The sequence below is a fragment of the Corynebacterium sp. NML 150383 genome, assembly GCF_002285085.1.
In the GTDB taxonomy this organism is placed as follows: domain Bacteria; phylum Actinomycetota; class Actinomycetes; order Mycobacteriales; family Mycobacteriaceae; genus Corynebacterium; species Corynebacterium gottingense.
Window position 1 is genome coordinate 75741 of record NZ_NSGK01000001.1, and the last position, 21270, is coordinate 97010.

The window sequence follows — 21270 nt, forward strand, 5'->3', positions numbered from 1 at the left end:
TGGATTCTAGTTGCCCGCGGCGCCGACCGGGGTGCGCCGACTCTGTGGCGTGCTGGCTACTCCTGGAAGAGCGCATACACGCGCGAGGTAATGCTTGGGGCGCCCTTGATATTCGCCGGGCCGACCACGATCACGGCACCGGTGGCGGGCACCTGCGCGAGGTTGTCCAGCACCTCGATTTGGTAGATGTCCTGCTCCAGCACGTACAGCTCGCCGTAAAGGAAGCCGCTTTCCGCCACCGCGACACCGGGGTCGGTGTCCAGGGTTTCGTGGCCGATGGCTGCGACGCGGCGATCGTCGATAAGCACATGCAGCGCCTCGAGCGACCAGCCGGGGGTGTGCTGCACCCCGTCCTCGTCCAGGTTCACAAACGCGTCTGGGTCCTCCCAACGTGTGGACCAGCCGCTGGAGAAGGCGACGAAGCTGCCGGGCTCGATCGTGCCGTGCTCGGCCTCGAATGCGACGATGTCGTCGGCGGTCACGGCGTAGTCCGGGTCGGCCTCCACCTTGTCCTCCAGGTGCAGCACGTTGAGCGGCAGAATCAGCTCATCGACGCCGATGCCGGAGACGAGCCGCTTGCCCGCTACGAAGTGGCCGGGGGCGTCGACGTGGGTGCCGTAGGGCGTGGCGAAGGTGTACTCCTTGGCCCAGAAACGGTCCTTTTCGATGGTGCGGACGTCGCGCTCCTGCATCGGCTCGAATGCCGCGAAGCGCGGGATGTCGGGGTGGACCTCGTGGGTGAGGTCGACGCGCTTCGCGCCGAGGATCTGTTGCTGCCAGTCGGTGAGTCGTGCCATGGTGGGCCGCCTTTCGTCGGGATAGATCGGGGTGATGTGAGTCGACTATTCGCCACTAGACAGCTCGGTTCAATACTTCTATTCACCGCAACGACCCCCGAGCGTTCGAACGGAAAACCATCCCGTGTTGGGGGCGCGGATACAATGACGGGCATGGCTTCCGCACCCGCCGCTTTTGACGCGTCCCGCATGCTCTCCTTCGACCTCGAAACCACCTCCGTAAACCCGCTCGAGGCTCGCATTGTCACCTCAGCCCTCGTGCGTATCGACGGCCGCGAGGTCACCGCCAACGAGACCCTCGCTGACCCCGGCGTGGAGATCCCAGAGGCCGCGGCAGCGGTCCACGGCATCAGCACCGAGAAGGCGCGCGCCGAGGGCCGCGACCACGACGAGGTCCTGCGCGAGACCGTCGACGCCATCAAGCAGGGCTGGGAGGACGGGCTCACGCTCATCGTCTTCAACGCCCCCTACGACTTAAGCGTGTTGCGCGCGCTGACCGGCGACTTCACCGTGACCGGCCCGGTGTTCGACCCGCTGCTCATCGACCGGGCGCGCGACCGCTACCGCAAGGGCAAGCGAAACCTGGGCGCGCTGTGCGAGCACTACGGCGTGCGCCTGGACAACGCCCACGAGGCGACTTCGGACGCGATGGCGGCCGCGCGTATCGCGTGGAAGCAGGTGCGCAAGGTCTGGCCCGAGCTCGCGGAGATGGACACCGACGAGCTCATGGAGTACCAGGCGGTAGAAAACTACCGCATCCAGACCGACCTGAAGAAGTGGCTGGAGTCGCGTGGGCGCGACGCGTCCAACGTGAACATGGGCTGGCCGATGGTGGGCTAAACCTCCGTGAGCTCCGCGAGCTCCGCGCGCAGCTTGTCGACGAACTCACGCAACCCTTCGTCATCAGACCCCAGGGCGTGTTCCTCCCCGTTCTTCGTCCGGACAATCATGTCGCCGTCAGTCAGGTCCACAGACTCGATGTCTTCTGCGAGCAAACCCGAGAACACAACGAACCACAGCACACCGAGGGCGGTACCCAAAATAAGGTCGTCCAACACCAGACCGAAGACGACAAAGAACATCGCGCCAAAGGTGACACCCGTCGCGTAGTCAGCGGTTTTCTTGCTCCAGTGCAGTGGCTCGCTCATACCTCCATGCTAAGCTCTTCGGCCATCTCGCGGGCCGCGCGATAGTTCGCGGCGGTGCCCACCAACGTCTCCGCGGGTTCGGCGTATACGTCGACGCGGGTCTGCGCCGGGTCGATCTGCAGATCATCGAAGACACGGTAGAGCTCGCGCGGTGCCATGGTCGGAATCGCGATGCGAGTACCCTGGTCCAGCAGCCTGGCCAGCGCGTCCTTGTCACAGGTGCGCGGGTCGGGGGTGATCCACGGGGTGGCGTCGAGAAGCTGCGGCGTATGTAGCAAGTGCTCCCCGAAACGCTGCAAGGTTTCCTGCGGCTCAGGGATGGCCCGGATCGTCTCGTAGTCTGTGGTGCCGCGGAGCGTACCGGCGGTGACCTCGGGCAGCAGCGGCTCGTCGAGCTGGAGAACGACGTCGCCGAAGCGTGCTGCGACATCGCGGCGGTGCTCGGTGCATGCCTCGAGCAGCGCGTCCGTGAGGTCGCGCAGCGCGCCGGCGTCGGTGATCATGCGGTGTCCGTTGGGCATCTCGACCTCGGCGGCGAGCGTAAACGGCCCGACCAGCTGCGCCTTGACGGTGTCAACCTTGCCGTGCCAGGCCTCCTCGAGCCCGTCGAGGTCGCGGGCCATGCGGTCGGCGTCACCGCGCTTGCGGGCGGCGACGCGCCAACCGCGCGGACCGCGACCAATCGGGATCTCCAGCAGCGCGGCCGTGCGCCCGATCGCGTCCGCACCCACGCCGCGCTCCGGCAGCTGCGGGATGTGCGGCAGGACCGTTTCCGAAAGCACCACGTCGGCGGCCTGCGCCAAGTCCGTGCCGGGCATCGGCCCGAGTCCAAAGGCGGTCATCGCAGCTCCCCTACGCCGTCGCGCAGATCGTGCCCGAGCCGAGAACCACATCGCCCAGCCCGTCCGGGTCAGGCAGGTAGAGCACCGCGGCCTGGCCGCGCGCCACGCCCTCGAGCGGGGTGTGCAGGTCAAGGGTCATTGAGTCGTCACCGATGCGCGCGGTGCACTTGACGACGCCACCGTGCGCCCGAATCTGCACATTCGCCTCAAACTCGCCCTCCATGGCCGGGTGAAGCACCTTCAGCCGGTCCGCGGTGATCTGGTTGATCTTCAGCGCCTCGCGCGGGCCCACCGTCACGGTGCCGGTCTCGGCGTCCACGTCGGTGACGTATCGCGGCTTGCCGTCGGCGGCGGGCACGCGCAGGTTCAGCCCGCGGCGCTGGCCGATCGTGTACTGGAACGCGCCGTCGTGCTCTTTCAGCTCGGTGCCGTCCTGGTCCTTGATCAGCCCGGGGCGCATGCCGATCGAGCGACCGAGAAACGCCTGCGTGTTGCCATCCGGGATGAAGCAGATGTCGTAGGAATCCGGCTTGTTCGCCGTGGAGAACCCGTAGGCCGCGGCCTCCTCGCGGATCTGCGGCTTCTCCGTATCGCCGACTGGGAACAGGCAGCGGTCCAGCTCATCGCGGGTGAGCACGCCCAGGACGTAGGACTGGTCCTTGTGAGGATCAGCGCTACGTCGTAAATTGCCCTCCGCATCCACAATGGCGTAGTGGCCGGTGGCCACCGCGTCGAAGCCGAGGGTGACCGCGCGCTCGAGCAGCGCCGCGAACTTGATCTTCTCGTTACAGCGCAGGCAGGGGTTGGGGGTCTCGCCGTGCTCGTAGGACCAAACGAAGTTGTCAATCACGTCCTCTTTGAAACGGTCCGAGAAGTCCCACACGTAAAACGGGATGCCCAGCTTGTCGCACACCCGGCGCGCGTCCGCGGAATCCTCGAGCGAGCAGCAGCCGCGGGCTGACTCACGAGTTTGCTGCGCGTCCTTGGACAGCGCGAGGTGGACGCCGATGACGTCGTGGCCCTGTTCAACCAGGCGCGCAGCCGCCACCGAGCTGTCCACGCCCCCGCTCATCGCTGCTAATACTCGCATGTGGCGGAAGTGTACCCGTCAACAGGAGCCGGGGAAAACCCGTCGGCGCTGGGCTCTCAACAGGCCGGAGGGTCATACCGTGGCATGACGATTCAGGTGCGCGGGTTGGCTAGGTTGAGGGTATGCCACGCACAACTCCCCCGTCGCCGATTCGTGTGCGAGACGTCGTCATTTCCATTGTGCTTGCGGCGTGTGCTGCGCTCGGTGTCGTCAGTGCCTCGCAACCCGTCTGGGCAACCGCCATGCTCGTCGTGTGGACGGCCGCTGCGCCATTCACGCGGTGGCGGTGGCCGATCACGACGGCGCTCTCCGCGTGTGCGCTGTTGGGCATCCGCGCCTGCAGCACGGAGCTCACCATCGCCGAGATCGTCGTCGCGGTCTTCACCGCGTACATCGCCCGCCGCAACCTGCGCCCCGTGCTTCGCGACGTCGCCGCCGCAGCGCTGGTCGTCGGCGACCTTGTCGCGCTCTCCCTGGTGTCGCCCGTGCTGCGGAGCATGCCTCTCGACGAACGCCTCCCCTACCTGGCGTGGAGCGCCACGCTCCTCGTCGCAGCTGGGCTTTTCGGCGAGCTCCGCAGGCGCGCGGAGGAGACCGCGGCCCGCGAACTGGAGCAGGCGCTACAGCAGCAACGGATAGCACTCGAGCACGCCATGTCGGAGGAGCGCGCCTTCCTCGCCCGCGAGATCCACGACGTGGTCACGCACTCGCTGGCCGTGATGGTCGCGCAGGCCGACGGCGGCCGATATTGCGGGGACGGCGACTCCGCGCTCGCGGCCAAGGACGAGGCGCTACGCACGATCGGCGAGGTCGGCCGGGAGTCGCTCACCCAGATGCGCGAGGTAGTCACGTTACTACGCGCGCCAGAAACGCGGCCGGTCGCACCGTCACCCCATTCACTTGACCTGGACGAGCTGGTGCGCACGAGCCGACTCGGCGGCCTGGACGTGGACTACACGGAGGCCGGCACCCCGCCTGAGCAACTGCCGCTGGCCACGGCGATCGCGACCCGGCGCATGGTCCAGGAGACGCTCACGAATGCGCTCAAGCACGGCGACGGCCGGGCATCGCTCGACGTGACGTGGCAGGACGAACTCGTGGTGATCAAGGTGGTCAACGCCATCGCAGCCCCGCCGTCCGGCCCCTCGGACGGTCACGGTTTGCGGGGGATGCGCGAGCGAGCTTCGCTTATCGACGCCACCGTGCACACCGGCCCCGCGCACTCCAACATTGGAGCGCAGCAGTGGGTGACTGAGCTGCGCGTCCCCTACGCTGACCCTCACCCGAAGGAGCAAGCATGAGCACAATTCACGTCGGCATCGTCGACGACCAGGCGCTCTTCCTCCACGGAATTCGCCGCGTTATCGATTCCCAACCGGACATGTCGGTGCAGTGGCTTGCCGCCAACGGCGCCGGGGCCCTCGAGCAGCGCGAGGCGCGCCCGGTCGACCTGATACTTATGGACGTGCAGATGCCGGTCCTCGACGGCATTGCCGCCACCGCCGAGGTCGCCCGCCGGTTCCCGGCGACGAAGGTGGTCATCTTGACCACATTCGATGACGAAGACTACGTGGTCAACGCGCTTTCCGCCGGCGCGAGTGGCTTCCTACTCAAGGACGCACAGCCAGAAATGCTGCTCGACGCCATCCGCACCGTGGCCGCCGGCGACGCCGTCATCTCCCCGCGAGCCACCAAACGCATCCTCGCGCGATTCTCCAAGCGCCCATCTCCTGCCGAGCACCACGACACCCCGCCGCTATCGGACGGGGATCGCGTGGCGCTCGAGGAGCTCACTGCCCGCGAGCGCGAGGTCCTCGTTGCTATCGGCCGCGGCTGGTCGAATGCGGAGATTGCCGAGCACATGTTCATTTCCATGCCGACGGTGAAGACCCACGTCGGCCGGATTCTGTCCAAGACGCAGTCGCGCGACCGCGTGCACGCGGCGCTGTTTGCCTACCGCACCGGCCTGGTCAGTCGCGCCGATCTGCTCGCTCCCTAAGGTGCGCTCATCCCCGGGTATGACGCGAAAAATGGTACCCCGCTCCGATGTTTTCGCAGCTCCGCGCGGCAAGAGTGGAAGCCATGGACACACCAATCATTTCAACGAAGGGTCTGACTAAGACCTACGGGAAACACGCAGTCGTCGATAAGCTCGATCTCGAAGTGCCCAAGGGTGCGGTACATGGCCTGCTGGGGCCGAACGGCTCGGGCAAGTCGACCACGATGAAGATGCTGCTCGGACTGACCACCCCGACCTCTGGCGAGATCACCGTATTGGGCCGGCCGATGACGCGCGGGACCCGCGGCGAGGTACTCACCGGTATTGGTTCGCTCATCGAGTCGCCTGCCGCGTACCCGCACCTCACCGGCGCCGAGAACATGCGCATTGTCACCCGCCTGTTTAAGGCCGATCCCGCAAACGCGCAACGCGCGGTACGACTCGTACGTCTCGAACAGCACATGGACAAGCAGGTCAAGCACTATTCGCTCGGGATGAAGCAGCGCCTCGGGATCGCCATCGCGCTTGTGCGCGACCCGCAGCTGCTCATTCTGGACGAGCCCACCAACGGCCTTGACCCAGCCGGCATCGAGGAGATCCGCGAGCTCATCATCAGCCTCGCACGCGACGAGGGCCGCACCGTCCTCGTCTCAAGCCACCTCCTCTCCGAGATTGAGAAGATGTCCACCAGCCTAAGCATCATCAACCAGGGCAAGCTCGTCTTTCAGGGCTCGCAGCAGCAGCTTTTCGACGCACACCTCCCCGACCTCTTCATTCAAACCCCAGCAGGCGACGTGGCCGCGGAGGTCCTGCGGGCATCGCGCCCCCGCACCGTGACGGGCGGAATAGAACTGGCCGGGCTTGCCGACGACGACGTCGCCGCCGCGTGCGCACACCTTGTCAGCCACGGCGTGCCGATCCACCAGGTCGTGCGCAAACGCCGCAGCCTCGAAGAGATTTTCATTGGCATGACGGGACGAGAGGGGCTCAGCGCATGAGCGTCGAACTGTTAAAACTGCGCCGCACGCATGTCCTCCTTCTGGGCGGGGCGCTCTCGCTCGGCATCGTACTGATCGCGTGCATGAACATCTTTGCAGGCGACCAGATCGAGCAATTCGCCTCCGACCCGCACGACTCCTGGGCCAGCCACCTCATCGGTGTCGCGATCGCGCTCGCGTTCCTTACGCCCCTGCAGGCCGCGATCATTGCCAGCCGCACCGTGGATAACGAGCACGCCAACGGCGGGTGGCTGCTCAACGCCGTGGCCGGCATCCGGCAGGGCACGCTTTTGCGCCGCAAGCTTCGCGTTGTCGCACCGCTGGTTGTCGCGCTGAAGCTTATAGAAGTCGGCGCAAGCGTCGCCTTGCCCGCTGCCATGGGAGCGCCGCTCCCCGCGGGCTCGGTCGCAACCGCCTGGGTGGCATACGGCGCCGCAGCGGTGGTGACCAGCCTTGCCATTACGGGCATCATGCTCGTCCTCGCCGCCGTGACGGATTCCCAGATTGGCGTGCTCTCCTTGGGCGTGGTGGGCGGGTTCCTCGGGATCGCCTCGCTGCTCTCCCCCGCGTGGCTCGCCGCGATCAACCCGTTCGGCTCCTTCGCGGTGGTGCTTCCCTACACCTTTGCAGACGACGGCATCGCGCTCACCCAGCCTCATTGGGTGTTGTGGGCCGCCTACGCCATCTGCCTCGCCGCCGCCTTCGCCGTGGCGACCCGGTACCTCAACAGGAAGGAAATTTAGCCATGGACCTGCTTGTCAACGACCTTGCTAAGCTCCGCCGCACCCACATCGCAGCGGTCCTGTGCGGTGTCCCTCTCATCGCGGTCGCGTTTGGTGCAGCCAACTATTCGGCAAACTCCGGAACGCTCAGCGCGGGGTGGCAAAGCTACTGGTCACAGGCCACCCTGTTCTACGGCATGCTCTTCATGGTGGTGGGCATTGCCATCATCGCCGCAGCGGCCTGGCGCGTCGAGCACCGCGGCGGGAACTGGCACACGCTGCTTACTTCCTCCCGGTCCGCGGGCGTCATCACCGCCGCGAAGCTGGGGGCGATCGCCACCCTCACGCTGCTCATGCAGCTCATCTTCATCGTGTGCAGTCTTGCCGGCGGGTGGATGAGCGGACTCAGCGGCATGCCGCCGTGGACGCTGCCCGCGTCGTCGCTCATTGCGGTGCTCCCGGCGGTGGCGGTCGCGGCGTGGCAAAGCTTTTTGTCCATGGTCATCCGCAACTTTGCTATGCCGATCGCGCTCGGCGCGGTCACGGGCGTCATTTCCTTCGGGTCGACCGCTGCCAGGGCACACGCGATGCAGTTCGTGCTCCCGCCCGTCGGATTGTCCAAGGCGCTGTGGATGGGCAGCTCTGCTGTCGCGGACGCCAACGCACTCGACCCGAAAACGGTCGCCAGCATCGTCCTCACAGCCGCGGTACTCGCCGTGGCAGGGTGGCTCGCGTCAACGATGTACCTGCGCCGCGTCGACGTGAACGCTTAAGTCCCCGGGGCTGCCGGGTACCCTGCCAGGCATGGCTGCGAAACAGGAGACGTACCAGATCGACACCGGCGAGGCCGAGGTCCACCACGAGCCTGACGGGTCGATGGTGCTGCTGGTCAACGGGGTCCCCAGCTCGCACATCGTCCCCGGCGAGCCGCAGCGCCTGGATTTTGAGTACATGCGCTGGATCGCGGACTTCCTGGACTCGGTCCAGCGCAGCGGCGGGAGCGACCAGGCCCGCTGGCCCAAGCCTCGCCTGACGCATTTGGGCGGCGCGGCCTGCTCGCTGCCGCGGTACTTCGCGGATGCGTGGCCGGGTTCGCGCAACACCGTCGTGGAAATCGACGGCAGGCTCGCCGAGCTCGCGCGCGAGCTGTTCGACGTCCCCCGCGCCCCGGCCGTGAAGATCCGGGTGGGCGATGCGCGCGATGTCACCGACTCGTTCAAGCCAGCGACCCGGGACGTCATCATCCGCGACGTGTTCGCCAACGCCGTGACTCCGCGGGAGCTGACGACGGTGGAGTTTTATGGGAGCGTGTGGGCGTCGATAAGCGAAACCGGCGTCTACGTGGCCAACTGTGGCTCGCGCGCGGATCTCAAGGAGGCCAAGGAGGAGCTGGCCGGTATGTTCGAGGTGTTCCCGCACGTTGCGGCGATCGCGGACCCGCCGATGCTCAAGGGGCGGCGCTACGGCAATATCGTGCTCATCGGCGCCAACACCCCCATCGAGGCGAGCCCGCAGCTCACGCGCAACCTGCTCAAGGGCGCGGTGCCGGCGCAGTTCAAGGGCGAGCAGTGGGCACGGAGCTTAGCGACGACTCCGCGCCACGACCCCGAGCCGACACCCCCTGCCGGCGAGTGAGGAACTCCCGGGGCTACTTGGTGGCGTTATCCAACAGGATGAGCAGGTCGCCGACCTGGTAGTCGCCGATCATCATGCTGCGCAGGTCATCGACCGGCAGCTCGCCGTTGGAGGCGAGCTTGGCCACCAGGTCGGCGATGTTGCGCGCGTCCTCGTCGTCGAAGCCTGCCTGGTCGGCGGCCTCGGCGAGCCCGGCGATGCCGAGGGCGCCGCCCGCCAGCGCGAGGATCGCGACGACCAGCGCGGTGTTGTCCTGCTCCAGGACCTGCAGCTCGCCGGAGTCGGGTGCCTGGAACTGCTCGAGCAGGCCGCCGGCTGCGTCCAGGTTGCCGGCCGCGAACGCGTTGTACTGGGCGCCGGTGCCGTTGAACAGGTTCATGTCCACCGGGGTGTTGATGCCGGCAACGCGGCCGGCATCGGAGCGCTGCCAGAAGCTCAGCGTGCGCCAGCCACCAACCGGGGCCGGGGGCTGGTTCTGGTACGCGGCCAGCCAGAGCGGGTAGCTGGTGAACGCATTGGTGTTGTTCATGTGCTCGTACCAGAAGTAGCGGTAGGTGTACACGATGGGCTTGCGGCCGGTGCGCGCTTCAACCTCGCCCAGGAAGAGCTGGGTCCAGGCTGCGAGCTGGACCGGGCCGAGCCCCTCGTCGACCTCCAGGTCCAGCACCGGCGGCAGGTCTGTCTTGGGGCCCGCGTTGATGACGTCGGCGAAGTAGCGGGCCTGCGCCAGCGCGTCCTCGGTGGGCCGTGCGTAGTGGTACGCGCCGGCCTGCATGCCCGCATCCGCGGCGGCCTGGGCGTCCTGGTCGTAGAAGTCATTTTTGAATCCGACGCCCTCGGTGGCCTTGATAAACGCGAACTTCTGACCGCCCGGGCCAGAAACGGTCTTCCAATCAATCGGGCCACCGCCCGGGTGCTGGTGGCCGGCAACGTCGACGCCGGAGATCAAGCCGGGTAGCGACTGCGCGTCCGCGGTCTTCTGACCGAACGGGCTCACGACGAGCAAGGTGAACACCATCGCGGCGGAGACCACCGCGGCAATGAGGGCTTTGGGGTGGCTGAGCAGGGCGTGCGGGCGCGAGGCGCGCGCGGGGGAAAGCGTCCAGGGTGCGTGCATACCCGGCACTCTAGCGCACTCAATTCACAACTTTCACACGAGACACACCATTGGAGGCGGAAAGTTTGGGAGCAAAAGAGGCGTCGACAAGCGCCCGTCCCTTACAGCGAGCCAGCCGCGCGGGCGCGCTCGATAACCTCGGCGATGTGGGCCACGAATGTATCGATGTCCTCCTCGGTGGTGGTTCGCCCCAGCGTGAGGCGCAGCGCGCCCATGCCATCGCGAGCGTCCACCCCCATGGCCTCGAGCACGTGCGAGACTCGATGCACGCCTGCCGAGCAGGCCGAGCCCGCCGACGCCTCGACGCCGAGCGAGTCCAGCAGCATGAGCATGGACTCCGCCTCCGCCCCCGGGAAGAGCAGGTGCGCGTGGCCGGCCAGGCGGGGTTCGGTCGCGGTCACCTTCGTCCCCGGGACCGCGGCGACGACACGCTCGATGAGCCGGTCGCGCAGGCCCGCGATCCGCGCGTTCTCCGCCTTGCGCTCGTCCAGCGCTTCGCGCAAGGCAGCCGCGGTGGCCGCCGCCGCGGCGACGTCGACGGTGCCGGGGCGCAGCCCTCGCTCCTGGCCGCCGCCGAGCACCACCGGCAGAGGGACCGGGGAACGCTTGGCCAGCAGGATGCCGGAGCCGCGAGGTCCGCCGAACTTGTGTGCGCTGGCGGCCAGCGTCGTCGCTCCCGACGCGTGGAAGTCCACCTCCACCTTGCCCACCGCCTGCACCGCGTCGACGTGCAACGGCGTGCCGGCGGCGTTCGCGCGCTCGGCGGCCTCGCGGACCGGCTGGATCGCGCCAGTCTCGTTGTTTGCCCACATGAGCGTCGCCACCGCGGCGGGATCGTCGAGCGCCGAAAGTTCGCGGACGTGGCCACCCCGGTCTGGCTCCAGCCACGCCACCTCCGCCCCTTCGGTCTGTGCCAGAGACTTGACCGTCTCCAGGACCGCGGAGTGCTCGATCGTGCTCGCGACGACCCGGCGCGGCGCACCCTCCTTCGTCCGGGCACGGTACAGGCCGCGCACCGCGATGTTGTCCGCCTCGGTGCCGGAGCCGGTGAACACGACCTCGACCGGGTCCGCGCCAAGCAGCTCAGCGATGTCCTCGCGCGCCTGCGCGAGAACAGCGTTCGCCGCTCGACCGGAGCCGTACTGCCCGCCCGGGTTGACGGCGTGTGCGTGCTCCACCCAGGCGTCGATAGCCACTTGCCGCATGGGGGTTGTTGCTGCGTGATCCAGATACACCATGCTGCTCATCGTAGCCGTCGCTTACGCCGCGGGGCGGTGCTCCCTCGCGTCGCAGATGTAGGCGAGCGCGTCGTCGCCGACCCGGGCTACAATCACGGCTCGCTGCTGCGTACCTTTGAGTTTGAGCTTCTTGCGCAGCGCGTCGGGGTCCACGTCCACGCCGCGCACGAGGATCTCAACCGACCCGGCGTCGTGGGCGCGGAGGGCCGCCTTCAGCGTCTTCAGCTGCACCACCTCGCGCAGGCGGAACCCGCTGTACCCCGGCGGCACGTCCCGACCGGTCAAAAACGCGATGTGCGGATCGAGCATCCGCAACCCGTGGCGGCGTGCCCACTCCTGCACCAGCCCGGCGCGAATGACGGCGCCGTCGGGTTCGACGATCCACTCCCCCGGCCCGTCGGTGCACTGATCCCCCTCGCCCACGACGTCGCCCGCGCCGCGCACCACGTCCACGAACCCGTCGGCGCGGAGCACGACCGCCTCGCGTCCGGTGCCTATACCGGGGGTGTAGAGGCAGGTCTCCTTCACACCGCCATCCAACGAGACAACGCTGACCAACCCGTCCCACTCCGAGTAGTCAATGCCCGGCGCGCACTTGATCGCCAGCTCCGTACCCCGGTAGGCGTCCACGAGCGCCGGCAGGGGCGGCTCCAGGTCGGCGGGGTCTGTGATGCGACGCCCGTTTTTCCGCCGCGCCGGGTCTGCGACGACCACGCCCCCGGCCCCCGGCACGGACACCGGGTACAGCGCGTCGGCGCGGACGAGCCAGGCGCCGCGGCCGAGGTTGTAGCGCGCCATGCGCAGCCGCGCCTCGTCCAGGTCGGAGCCCAGCCAGGTGAGCCCCGCGTCCACCATGTGCGGGGCCTCGGACCCCACCGAACACGTCACGTCGTGCACGAGCGTCGCGCCCGCGCCGGCGAGCGTGCGCGCGCGGTGCGCGGCCACGAGCGCCGGAGTCGCCTGCTGCGCGGCGTCGGAGTCGGTGAGCCACCAGCCGGGGAACTTCCCGTCCGCCTGCCGCTGCGCGGCGATGAGCGCGGACACGGCGCGGGCGTGCTGCCCAAACTCCGCGTCTAGCCGTGCCCGGTCCGCAAACACGCTCACCTTCGTCAGGGCGATTTCCGGGGCGAGCGCCTCGATCCGCGTGGCGTGCTCCGCCAAGTAGGCGACCTCACTCGGGATGAATGCCATAACGGCCTCCGATCCGGTCCTTGGGTTTGAAAGTGAAAAACTCGGTGAAGCGCTCGTCGTCCACCGGGTCGCCGATCACCGGCGTGATGGTCGCATGCTTTGCCGCGGCCAAGACCTCGTCGACGGTGCCGTACTGCTCGATCAGCCTCAGCTGCGCCCAGGTCGCGGGGGCGAAACGGACCAGCCCGTGGCGCCAGCCCTCCAGCAGAAGGGAGGGCGGGAACCAGTTCGCGTCGTCCGCTTCCCCCGTGTTGCCGTCCGGCTCCTGCCCCGTCGGGTTGGCCGCGATAAAGCTAAACGTGTCGAACCAGTCGCCGCGACCGGATTGCCCCACCCAGCGCGCGAACGGTTTGAGCAGGTCGGCGCACACGTTGAGGTCGTTATCGCGCAGCACGTCCGTCAGCGATATTTCGTGCGACTCCAGTTGGAGGCGCTGGTGGTGGAACGGGCGGGCGTCGGCAAGCAGCTGCCCCTCCTCGTCGACGGCGAGCAGCGTGCCGGATTCCTCGAAGAGCTCGCGCACTGCCGCGAACACCAGCGCGTGTGCCTTGTACTTGGTCACGCCCAGCTGGCGGGCCATGGAGATCGCGCTGCGGCCAAGCCACAGGTCACCGTCGTTCCACGAGCGGCCTGGAAAGTCGCGGCTGTCCACCCCGCCGCCGGGAAACACCGTCACCCCGGGGTAGTTTTTCATGCTCAGCACGCGTTCCTGCATCCAGACTTCCAGCCCCGCTGCGGTGTCGCGCAGCAGGATCACGGTGGCGGACATGCGCGCACCATGGAACCCGCTGACCTCGGTGACGTCGATCTCGTCGCCGCGGTCGGTGGAAAACGCCCCCACGCTGCGCTGCATGCCTCGTCTCATGGTTCCGAAGGGCCCCGAGTGCTTCTCGACGCCCCCGCACTCACTTCCTGTGCGCCCCAGCGCGGGAGGAACGCGCCCGGCGCGCGAAGTAGCGCCCGTCGGCGCGGGTTACCTCGATCGGCTGGTGGTAGGCCTTGGACACGTTCTCGCTGTTCAGCACGTCATCGATGAGCCCTTGCGCGATCACCTCGCCCTCGTCCAGCAGCATGGCGTGCGTGAAGCCGTAGGGAATCTCCTCGAGGTGGTGGGTGATCATCACCATCGCCGGCGCGTCCGGGTCGAGCGCGAGCTCGCCCAGGTAGGCCATGAGGTCCTCGCGGCCGCCCAGGTCCATGCCCGCGGCCGGCTCGTCCATAATGAGCAGCTCCGGGTTGATCATCACCGCGCGCGCCACCATGACCCGCTTCTTCTCACCGTCGGACAGCGTGCCCCAGCGGCGGTCGATGAGGTGCATCGCGCCGACCTGCTCGAGCACGTCCATGGCCTGCTCGTAGTCCATCTCGTCGTAGTCCTCGCGCCACCGGCCCACGATGGCGTAGCCGGCGGAGACAACCAGGTCCCCCACTTTCTCGTCCTCCGGGACGCGCTGCGCGAGCGCCGAGGAGGTCAGCCCGATCGCGGCGCGCAGGTCGCGCATGTCGGTGCGCCCGAGCTGCTCGCCGAGCACGAACGCCGTGCCCTTGGACGGGAACTCCAGGGCCGATGCCATCCGGATCAGCGTGGTCTTGCCGGCGCCGTTCGGGCCCACGATCACCCAGCGCTCATCCAGTTCCACTTGCCAATCCACGGGGCCGACGAGTGTATTGCCGCCGCGGACGAACTCCACGTCGCGGAAGTCGAGCAGGAGGTCTGGGTCGGTCACTGGTTCGGTTGCTTGTGCGTCATTCACGCCTCCCATTCTGTCCTATTTTCCGGCGCATGTGGGGAGGTTGGGGTGCGCGTCGCGCCAGCGCGAAAGTTAGGAGCAACTTAGGCCGGTGCGGTCCTTGCAGTTTCGCTACTGTGGCTAGTGTTACTGACCGGCTCGCGGTTGGCGCAGCACGCGCGTCGCGGGATCCCTACGCCACGTTCGAGGTAGATGACGCCATGGTTGCAAGATTCGGAATTGATGATGTCCGGCCCCAGGTCTCTGGCCGCACGCTGCCATCGAAGGCGGTCGTCGGCGAGGTCGTTCCCGTCTCCGCCCTGGTGTGGCGCGAGGGCCACGACGCGGTGGCCGCAACCCTGGTGATCACCTCCCCCGACGGCGAGCAGTACTCCGTGCACATGCACCCGGAGCCCTACCGCCCCGACTACGTCCACTCCGTCTTCGTGCCCGACGAGCAGGGCCTGTGGCAGTTCCGCGTAGACGCCTGGTCCGACGTCATGGCGACCTGGCGCAACGCGGTGACGAAGAAGCTGGCGGCCGGCCAGTCCGCCGCCGAGCTGGCCAATGACCTCGCCCACGGCATCGAGCTGTTCACCGCCGCCGCCGAGCAAACCCCCGCCCCCGACGCCGCTGTGCTCAGCGACGCAGCATCGGCGCTTGCCGACGATTCCCTCCCCCTCCAGGAGCGCATCGAAGCCGGCCTGAGCGAGGACGTCCTGGACGTGCTCGCCGCCTACCCACTGCGCGACCTGGTTTCCCACGGCCCGGTGTGCGACGTGCTCGTGGAGCGTCGCGAAGCGCTCGTGAACTCCTGGTACGAGCTCTTCCCGCGCTCCACCGGCGGCCGCGACGAGAGCGGCGCACCGGTCCACGGCACGTGGGCGACGACCGCTCAGGCGCTCGACCGCGTGGCGGCGATGGGCTTTGACACCGTCTACTTCCCGCCGATCCACCCGATCGGCGAGGTCAACCGCAAGGGCCGCAACAACTCCGTGACCGCGGCGCCCGGCGACGTGGGCTCCCCCTGGGCCATCGGCTCCAAGGACGGCGGCCACGACGCATTCCACCCGGAGCTCGGCGGCGAGGAAGAATTCCTCGACATGCTCCACCACGCCGACCAGCTCGGCCTGGAGATCGCCCTCGACTTCGCCCTGCAGGCCGCGCCCGACCACCCGTGGGCCGACGACCACCCCGAGTTCTTCACCGTGCTCGCGGACGGCACCATCGCCTACGCGGAGAACCCGCCGAAGAAGTACCAGGACATCTACCCCATCAACTTTGATAATGACCCGGAGACCCTCTACGACGAGGTCTACCGCGTCATCATGTACTGGGTCGAGCTGGGCATCTCTACCTTCCGCGTGGACAACCCGCACACCAAGCCGGTGAACTTCTGGCACTGGCTCATTGCCAAGGTGCACGAGACCCACCCGGACGTCATCTTCCTCGCCGAGGCGTTTACCCGCCCGCCGCGCATGTACGGGCTGTCCAAGGCCGGTTTCTCGCAGTCTTACACCCACTTCACCTGGAAGGTGAGCAAGGAAGAGCTCACCGACTTCACCCAGCTGCTCATCGACGTCGCCGACGTCTCCCGCCCCAACCTGTTTGTCAACACCCCCGACATCCTGCATGCCTCGCTGCAGCAGGGCGGCCCCGCCGCCTTCGCGCTCCGCGCCACACTCGCCGCGACGATGAGCCCGCTGTGGGGTGTCTACTCCGGCTACGAGCTCTACGAGTCCATCCCCGTGCACGGCGGCTCCGAGGAGTACATGGATTCTGAGAAGTACCAGCTGCGCCCCCGCGACTTCGAGGCGGCCCTCGAGCGCGGCCAGTCCCTCGAGCCCTACCTCACCCTGCTCAACCGCATCCGCCGCGAACAGCCGGCCCTGCAGCAGCTACGCCAGATCCGCTTCCACGAGGTGACCAACGACCAGATCATCGCCTACTCCAAGGTCGACGCGGTCACGGGCAACGCCGTCCTCGTTGTGGTCAACCTGGACCCCTGGCACATGCAAGAGGGCATGGTGCATATCGACGCCGCCTCGCTCGGCCTGGACCACGGCGAACCCTTCCCGGTCCACGACCTCATCACCGGCGACCGCTACACCTGGAACGAGCACAACTACGTCCAGCTCGTGCCGCAGCAAAACGTTGCCCATATCTTCCGCCTGCCCGAGGTTGCTCCGGAGCGTCGTGAAGCGCTCGCGTACCGTCAGATCTCGGACCACGACTACCGCCCGTAACCAGCACCTTCTCCATTCGCTTTACTAGAAAGACGATGATGACCGGCCACGAACTTTCCCCCGCAGCGCTCATCCCGGAGCACGACCGCCAACGCCTCCTCGAGTGCAAGCACCACGCACCGCACGACTTCTACGGCCGCCACGCCGTGGCCGGAAACACCGTCGTGCGCACCCGCCTGCTCGGCGCGACCGACGTGCAGCTGCTCATTCACAACGACGCCGTGCAAATGCACCACACCGGCGACGACATCTGGATCGCCGAGCTCGAGGGCGAGCACGCGAGCGACTACCGCCTCAAGGTCACCTACCCGGACGCGGAGCCGCAGATCATCGCGGACCCCTACTTCTTCCTGCCCACCGTCGGCTCACTGGACCTGCACCTGATCGCCGAGGGGCGCCACGAGCGTCTCTGGGAGGTCCTCGGCGCGAACGTCCACACCTACACCACCGACCTCGGCCAGGTCACCGGCACCGCCTTCGCGGTCTGGGCCCCGAACGCCAAGGGTGTGGCGGTCGTCGGCGACTTCTGCAACTGGAACCCAAACCAGTACCCGATGCGCACCCTGGGCTCGACGGGCGTGTGGGAGATCTTCATCCCCGGAATCGCGCCCGGCGCCCACTACAAGTTCGCGGTCCAAACCTCCGAAGGCTACCGCGTGGACAAGGCGGACCCGCTGGCCAAGGCCACCCTCGCCCCGCCGGAGACGGTCTCCGTTGTCGCCGACACCACCGCGTACGAGTGGCGCGACGCCGAGTGGATGCAGCACCGCCAGGGTATGGACCCGGCGAACTCCCCCATGAGCGTCTACGAGTGCCACATCGGCTCCTGGAAGCAGGGCTCGAACTACAACACGCTGCGCGAAGAGCTCGTCCCGTACCTGGTCGAGCACGGCTTCACCCACGTGGAGTTCCTCCCGGTTGCCGAGCACCCCTTCGGTGGCTCCTGGGGCTACCAGGTCAGCGGCTACTACGCACCCACCGCGCGCTGGGGCACGCCAGACGAGTTCCGCGCGCTTGTCGACGAGCTCCACGCGCACAACATCGGCGTCCTCGTCGACTGGGTCCCCGCACACTTCCCCAAGGACGCCTGGGCGCTCGCGCGCTTCGACGGCACCGCGCTCTACGAGCACCCCGACTGGCGCCGCGGCGAGCAGAAGGACTGGGGCACTTACGTCTTCGACTTCGGCCGCAACGAGGTCCGCAACTTCCTCGTGGCGAACGCGCTCTACTGGTGCGAAGAGTTCCACCTCGACGGCCTGCGCGTGGACGCCGTGGCCTCCATGCTCTACCTGGACTACTCGCGCGAACCCGGCGAGTGGCTGCCCAACCAGTTCGGCGGCCGCGAGCACTGGGACGCGGTCCAGTTCCTGCAGGAGATGAACGCCACGGTCCACCGCACCCACCCGGGCGTGATCACCGTAGCCGAGGAGTCCACCGCGTGGCCCGGCGTGACCGCGCCCACCGAGTCCGACGGCCTCGGGTTCTCCCTGAAGTGGAACATGGGCTGGATGAACGACTCGCTGGAGTACTTCTCCCTCGACCCCATCCACCGCTCCTACCACCACAACGAGATCACGTTCTCCCTGGTCTACGCGTTCAGCGAGAAGTACGTCCTGCCGTTTAGCCACGACGAGGTCGTGCACGGCAAGGGCTCGCTGTGGACCCGCATGCCGGGCGATGACTGGAACAAGGCCGCGGGACTGCGCGCGCTCTACGGCTACATGTTCTCGCACCCGGGCAAGCAGCTCATGTTTATGGGCTGCGAGTGGGGGCAGACCACCGAATGGGACGAAGCCCACTCCGTCAACTGGGACAACCTTGCCGACGACTGGGGCCACGACTACCACAAGGGCATCCGTCGCCTCGTGCGCGACCTCAACCTGGTCTACCGCGACACCCCGGCGCTGTTCTCCCAGGACAACACGCCCATGGGCTTCCAGTGGATCAAGGGCGACGACGCGCAAAACAACATCCTCGCCTACATCCGCTGGGGCGCGGACGGATCGGCCGTCCTCGCGGTGGTGAACCTCTCCGGCGCATCGCAGCCGAATTACCGCCTGGGCTCACCCAAGGCGGGCACGTGGGAGCTGCTCATCAACACCGATGACGCTGTCTACGGCGGAGCAGGCAACGAGCTCCTCCCCACCGTGGACACCGAGCCCACCACCTGGGACCAGTTCGACCAGTCCCTCAACCTGCACATCCCGGCGATGAGCGTGCAGCTGTACACGCTGCGTGGCTAGAACAGTGCGCTGGCCAGGGCGGTCCGCGCGTTGATCACGCGCGGATCGCCCGGCTCGAACAAGGTGAAGAGCTCGAGCAGGCGCTCCTTCGCCTTCGGCTCGGCCTTGACGTAGCGCAGCAAACGCTCGAACGCCTTCTCCGGCGCGCCAGCGACAACCTCAGCGTCCGCCGCAACGAGCTGCTTGTCCACGTCCTGCGGGTCCTGCTCCGCCTCCGCGATCGGGTCGGTGGTGCGGCGCTGGGGGTCGAGGCGCTGCAGGACTGCCACCGTCGCCTTCGCCTGCTTGACGGGCTGATTGTCGGGCTCGTCGGCCAAGATGGCGTTATAAAGCGCGGTGGCCCCCTCGAAATCGCTCCTATTCAGCGCGGCGGTTGCCTGGGCCAGTCGCGGGTCTTCCGGCTCGGGGGCATCCGTCTCCGGCTCGTCGTCCAGACCCTGCAGCTGCGGGCCGACGTTGTTCACCAGCGCGTCGACCCACTGCTTGAGCTGGTCGGCGGGCTGGTTGCCCTCAAAGTTAGTCACCGGTTGGCCGGCTGCCAGCGCCACCACCGTCGGCAGGGCGCGAAGACCGAACATCTGCGCCACCTGCGGCGTGGCGTCCGCGTCGACGTACGCGACGAGGAACTTGCGCTGCCCCGCCGCCAACTGCTGCAGCGTCGCCTTGAGCGACTCCGAATCCTCCGACCGGGAAGTGCCAATCATCAGCACCACCGGCACCTGCACGGAGCGCTGGAAGGCGCGGGCCTCGATGTCCTTCTCGGTGACCGTGATAAACGGCTCGAATCCGCCCTCCTTGAGCTGCTGCTGCGCCTCCTTCTGCTCCACCAGCTTGTTCAGGTCAACTGCGCCTGGTCCGAAATCCGGCATTTAGTTCGCTCCTTCGTCATTGGCGTCATTGACGTCATTGGCGTCATTGGAAAAGTGCTTCTCTAGCGACGCGACTTTTTGGTGCATCATGTCGGTGTAGCCCGGCCTGATGTCAGCTTTGATCACCAACGATACCCGTGGGGACACCGCCTCCACCGCTTGCGTGGCACGCTTGATCACGTCCATGACCTCGTCCCACTCCCCCTCGATCGTGGTAAACATCGCGGTCGTCTCGTGCGGCAGCCCGGATTCGCGCACGACGCGCACGGCGCGCGACACGGCTTCCGACATCTCTGCAGTAGCGCTATTGGTCACCGTTGGGGCGACAGAAAATGCAGCAATCATGCGGCCCAGCCTACCCGGACGGACGCTACCGCTTCTCCCAGCAGTGCTTGTGCCAGTGGCGGCGATCGTCGCCACGCCCGCCTGTGTCGCGCGGCCACGCCACCACGTGCGCCACGCCCGGCGGAATGTTCTGGTTGCATCGCGGGCACACGTAGAACTTATTCGCCGCTGCGGCGCCGATCTGGCGCACGAGGTAGATCTCCCCGTTCGCCCAACTTGGGCCCTCGACCTCCTGGGTCCCAATGAATGTGGACCCGTCGCGCGGCAGCACGTAGGACGGGGTGACGTTGTGTCTCCGGTTCCGTCTCGGCATCGTTTCCCCTTCGCGCCTAGAAGAGCCGCAGCTCGTCGGACTCGATGCCGCGGAGCTCGTCGTAGTCCAGGGTGAGGCAGCGGAAGCCGCGGTCCTCGGCGAGCGTGCGCGCCTGCGGCTTGATCTCTTGCGCCGCGAACACCCCGCGCACCGGCTTGAGCACCTCGTCGCGGTTGAGCAGCTCAACGTAGCGAGTGAGCTGCTCAACGCCGTCGATCCCGCCGCGCCGCTTGATCTCTACCGCCACGGTCTGTCCGTCTGCATCCCTGGCGAGGATGTCCACCGGACCGATCGCCGTGGGGTATTCGCGGCGCACCAGGCTGTAGCCCTCGCCGAGGGTGCCGATGTGCTCCGCCAGCAGCTCCTGCAGGTGCGCCTCGACGCCATCCTTGACCAGCCCCGGGTCCTCGCCCAGCTCGTAGGAGGAGTCCGACAGGATCTCTTCCACCGTGATGCGCAGCTGCTCCCCCTTCGGGTTCTCCACGATCCAGAGTTGCTCGCCGGTATCCTCGCCGTCGATGTCGACCACCGCTTCCTCCTTCAGGGTGCACGGCGGCGTCATCCAGTTCAGGGGCTTGTAGGCACGGTCGTCCGCGTGGACGGACACCGAGCCGTCGGATTTCAGCAAGATGAGGCGCAGCGCGGACGGAAGGTGCGCCGCGAGGCGACCAACGTAGTCAACGGAGCAACGAGCTATGACGAGACGCATGCACCACAGGGTACCGGGCGCGCAGCGGGGAACAGAAA

General features: G+C 67.3%; 22 protein-coding genes. 9 read left to right on the forward strand and 13 right to left on the reverse strand.

The window, feature by feature from the left end; genetic code table 11:
- Positions 1 to 56 precede the first annotated feature (56 nt).
- Positions 57 to 797, reverse strand: a complete 741-nt coding sequence (locus CKJ85_RS00355; RefSeq protein WP_095553077.1) for a cyclase family protein — start codon at positions 795 to 797, stop codon at positions 57 to 59.
- Positions 798 to 941: 144 nt separating this feature from the next.
- Between CKJ85_RS00355 and CKJ85_RS00360 the strand changes: the two genes are divergently transcribed.
- Positions 942 to 1637 (forward strand): 3'-5' exonuclease, encoded by a 696-nt coding sequence (locus CKJ85_RS00360; protein ID WP_198947114.1) that lies wholly within the window; start codon positions 942 to 944, stop codon positions 1635 to 1637.
- Here CKJ85_RS00360 and CKJ85_RS00365 read toward each other — a convergent pair.
- From CKJ85_RS00365 to mnmA, 3 genes are read right to left on the reverse strand one after another with little or no spacing between them, the layout of a single operon-like run.
- Complete coding sequence (locus tag CKJ85_RS00365; RefSeq protein WP_095553078.1) at positions 1634 to 1945, reverse strand: hypothetical protein; 312 nt, start codon at positions 1943 to 1945, stop codon at positions 1634 to 1636. The genes CKJ85_RS00360 and CKJ85_RS00365 overlap by 4 nt on opposite strands.
- Positions 1942 to 2787 carry a methionine synthase gene (locus CKJ85_RS00370; protein ID WP_095553079.1) on the reverse strand — a complete coding sequence of 282 codons (846 nt, stop codon included), beginning with the start codon at positions 2785 to 2787 and terminating at the stop codon, positions 1942 to 1944. The genes CKJ85_RS00365 and CKJ85_RS00370 overlap by 4 nt, the downstream gene beginning before the upstream one ends.
- A gap of 10 nt (positions 2788 to 2797) precedes the next feature.
- Positions 2798 to 3877 carry a tRNA 2-thiouridine(34) synthase MnmA gene (gene mnmA / locus CKJ85_RS00375; protein WP_095553080.1) on the reverse strand — a complete coding sequence of 360 codons (1080 nt, stop codon included), beginning with the start codon at positions 3875 to 3877 and terminating at the stop codon, positions 2798 to 2800.
- Positions 3878 to 3999: 122 nt separating this feature from the next.
- On the opposite strand from mnmA, the gene CKJ85_RS00380 reads away from it, so the two are divergent.
- The 6 genes from CKJ85_RS00380 to CKJ85_RS00405 all read left to right on the forward strand — a co-directional run bounded on the left by CKJ85_RS00380 (position 4000) and on the right by CKJ85_RS00405 (position 9231).
- Positions 4000 to 5178, forward strand: coding sequence for a sensor histidine kinase (locus CKJ85_RS00380; protein ID WP_095553081.1), 1179 nt, complete (start codon positions 4000 to 4002; stop codon positions 5176 to 5178).
- Complete coding sequence (locus tag CKJ85_RS00385; RefSeq protein WP_198947115.1) at positions 5175 to 5876, forward strand: response regulator transcription factor; 702 nt, start codon at positions 5175 to 5177, stop codon at positions 5874 to 5876. The genes CKJ85_RS00380 and CKJ85_RS00385 overlap by 4 nt, the downstream gene beginning before the upstream one ends.
- An 83-nt stretch (positions 5877 to 5959) precedes the next feature.
- Positions 5960 to 6874 carry an ABC transporter ATP-binding protein gene (locus CKJ85_RS00390; protein ID WP_095553250.1) on the forward strand — a complete coding sequence of 305 codons (915 nt, stop codon included), beginning with the start codon at positions 5960 to 5962 and terminating at the stop codon, positions 6872 to 6874.
- Positions 6871 to 7617 carry an ABC transporter permease gene (locus CKJ85_RS00395; RefSeq protein WP_095553082.1) on the forward strand — a complete coding sequence of 249 codons (747 nt, stop codon included), beginning with the start codon at positions 6871 to 6873 and terminating at the stop codon, positions 7615 to 7617. Before CKJ85_RS00390 ends, CKJ85_RS00395 begins: the two co-directional genes overlap by 4 nt.
- A gap of 2 nt (positions 7618 to 7619) precedes the next feature.
- Entirely contained in the window at positions 7620 to 8369 is a 750-nt protein-coding gene (locus CKJ85_RS00400; protein ID WP_095553083.1) for an ABC transporter permease, read from the forward strand.
- A 31-nt stretch (positions 8370 to 8400) separates the two neighbouring features.
- Positions 8401 to 9231, forward strand: a complete 831-nt coding sequence (locus CKJ85_RS00405; protein WP_095553084.1) for a spermidine synthase — start codon at positions 8401 to 8403, stop codon at positions 9229 to 9231.
- Between the two features lie 13 nt (positions 9232 to 9244).
- On the opposite strand, the gene CKJ85_RS00410 is transcribed toward CKJ85_RS00405, so the two are convergent.
- From CKJ85_RS00410 to CKJ85_RS00430, 5 genes are all read right to left on the reverse strand, one after another.
- Positions 9245 to 10348 (reverse strand): glycoside hydrolase family 25 protein, encoded by a 1104-nt coding sequence (locus tag CKJ85_RS00410; RefSeq protein WP_233126884.1) that lies wholly within the window; start codon positions 10346 to 10348, stop codon positions 9245 to 9247.
- Between the two features lie 101 nt (positions 10349 to 10449).
- Entirely contained in the window at positions 10450 to 11586 is a 1137-nt protein-coding gene (locus tag CKJ85_RS00415) for a cysteine desulfurase family protein (RefSeq protein ID WP_095553085.1), read from the reverse strand.
- Between the two features lie 21 nt (positions 11587 to 11607).
- Positions 11608 to 12777 (reverse strand): SAM-dependent methyltransferase, encoded by a 1170-nt coding sequence (locus tag CKJ85_RS00420; RefSeq protein ID WP_095553086.1) that lies wholly within the window; start codon positions 12775 to 12777, stop codon positions 11608 to 11610.
- Positions 12758 to 13630: an NUDIX domain-containing protein gene (locus CKJ85_RS00425; protein ID WP_095553087.1), complete on the reverse strand. Its 873-nt coding sequence runs from the start codon at positions 13628 to 13630 to the stop codon at positions 12758 to 12760. Before CKJ85_RS00425 ends, CKJ85_RS00420 begins: the two co-directional genes overlap by 20 nt.
- 52 nt (positions 13631 to 13682) lie before the next feature.
- Complete coding sequence (locus CKJ85_RS00430; RefSeq protein WP_095548263.1) at positions 13683 to 14540, reverse strand: ABC transporter ATP-binding protein; 858 nt, start codon at positions 14538 to 14540, stop codon at positions 13683 to 13685.
- Positions 14541 to 14728: 188 nt separating this feature from the next.
- On the opposite strand from CKJ85_RS00430, the gene CKJ85_RS00435 reads away from it, so the two are divergent.
- Positions 14729 to 16753, forward strand: coding sequence for a maltotransferase domain-containing protein (locus CKJ85_RS00435; protein WP_095553088.1), 2025 nt, complete (start codon positions 14729 to 14731; stop codon positions 16751 to 16753).
- A gap of 38 nt (positions 16754 to 16791) precedes the next feature.
- Positions 16792 to 18996, forward strand: coding sequence for a 1,4-alpha-glucan branching protein GlgB (glgB, locus tag CKJ85_RS00440; RefSeq protein ID WP_095553089.1), 2205 nt, complete (start codon positions 16792 to 16794; stop codon positions 18994 to 18996).
- Here the strand turns inward: glgB and CKJ85_RS00445 are convergent.
- Genes CKJ85_RS00445 through nucS form a run of 4 tightly spaced genes read right to left on the reverse strand, consistent with a single transcriptional unit; the run spans position 18993 to position 21232 of the window.
- Entirely contained in the window at positions 18993 to 19865 is an 873-nt protein-coding gene (locus tag CKJ85_RS00445) for a tetratricopeptide repeat protein (RefSeq protein ID WP_095548260.1), read from the reverse strand. The two genes, glgB and CKJ85_RS00445, sit on opposite strands and share 4 nt — an antisense overlap.
- Positions 19866 to 20210 (reverse strand): thiamine-binding protein, encoded by a 345-nt coding sequence (locus CKJ85_RS00450; RefSeq protein WP_095553090.1) that lies wholly within the window; start codon positions 20208 to 20210, stop codon positions 19866 to 19868.
- 25 nt (positions 20211 to 20235) lie between these two features.
- A complete protein-coding gene (locus tag CKJ85_RS00455; RefSeq protein ID WP_095276028.1) occupies positions 20236 to 20523 on the reverse strand; it encodes a hypothetical protein in 288 nt (95 codons plus the stop codon).
- A gap of 16 nt (positions 20524 to 20539) precedes the next feature.
- On the reverse strand, positions 20540 to 21232 hold the full coding sequence (gene nucS, locus CKJ85_RS00460) for an endonuclease NucS (RefSeq protein WP_095276025.1): 693 nt from the start codon (positions 21230 to 21232) through the stop codon (positions 20540 to 20542).
- Between the last annotated feature and the right edge of the window lie 38 nt (positions 21233 to 21270).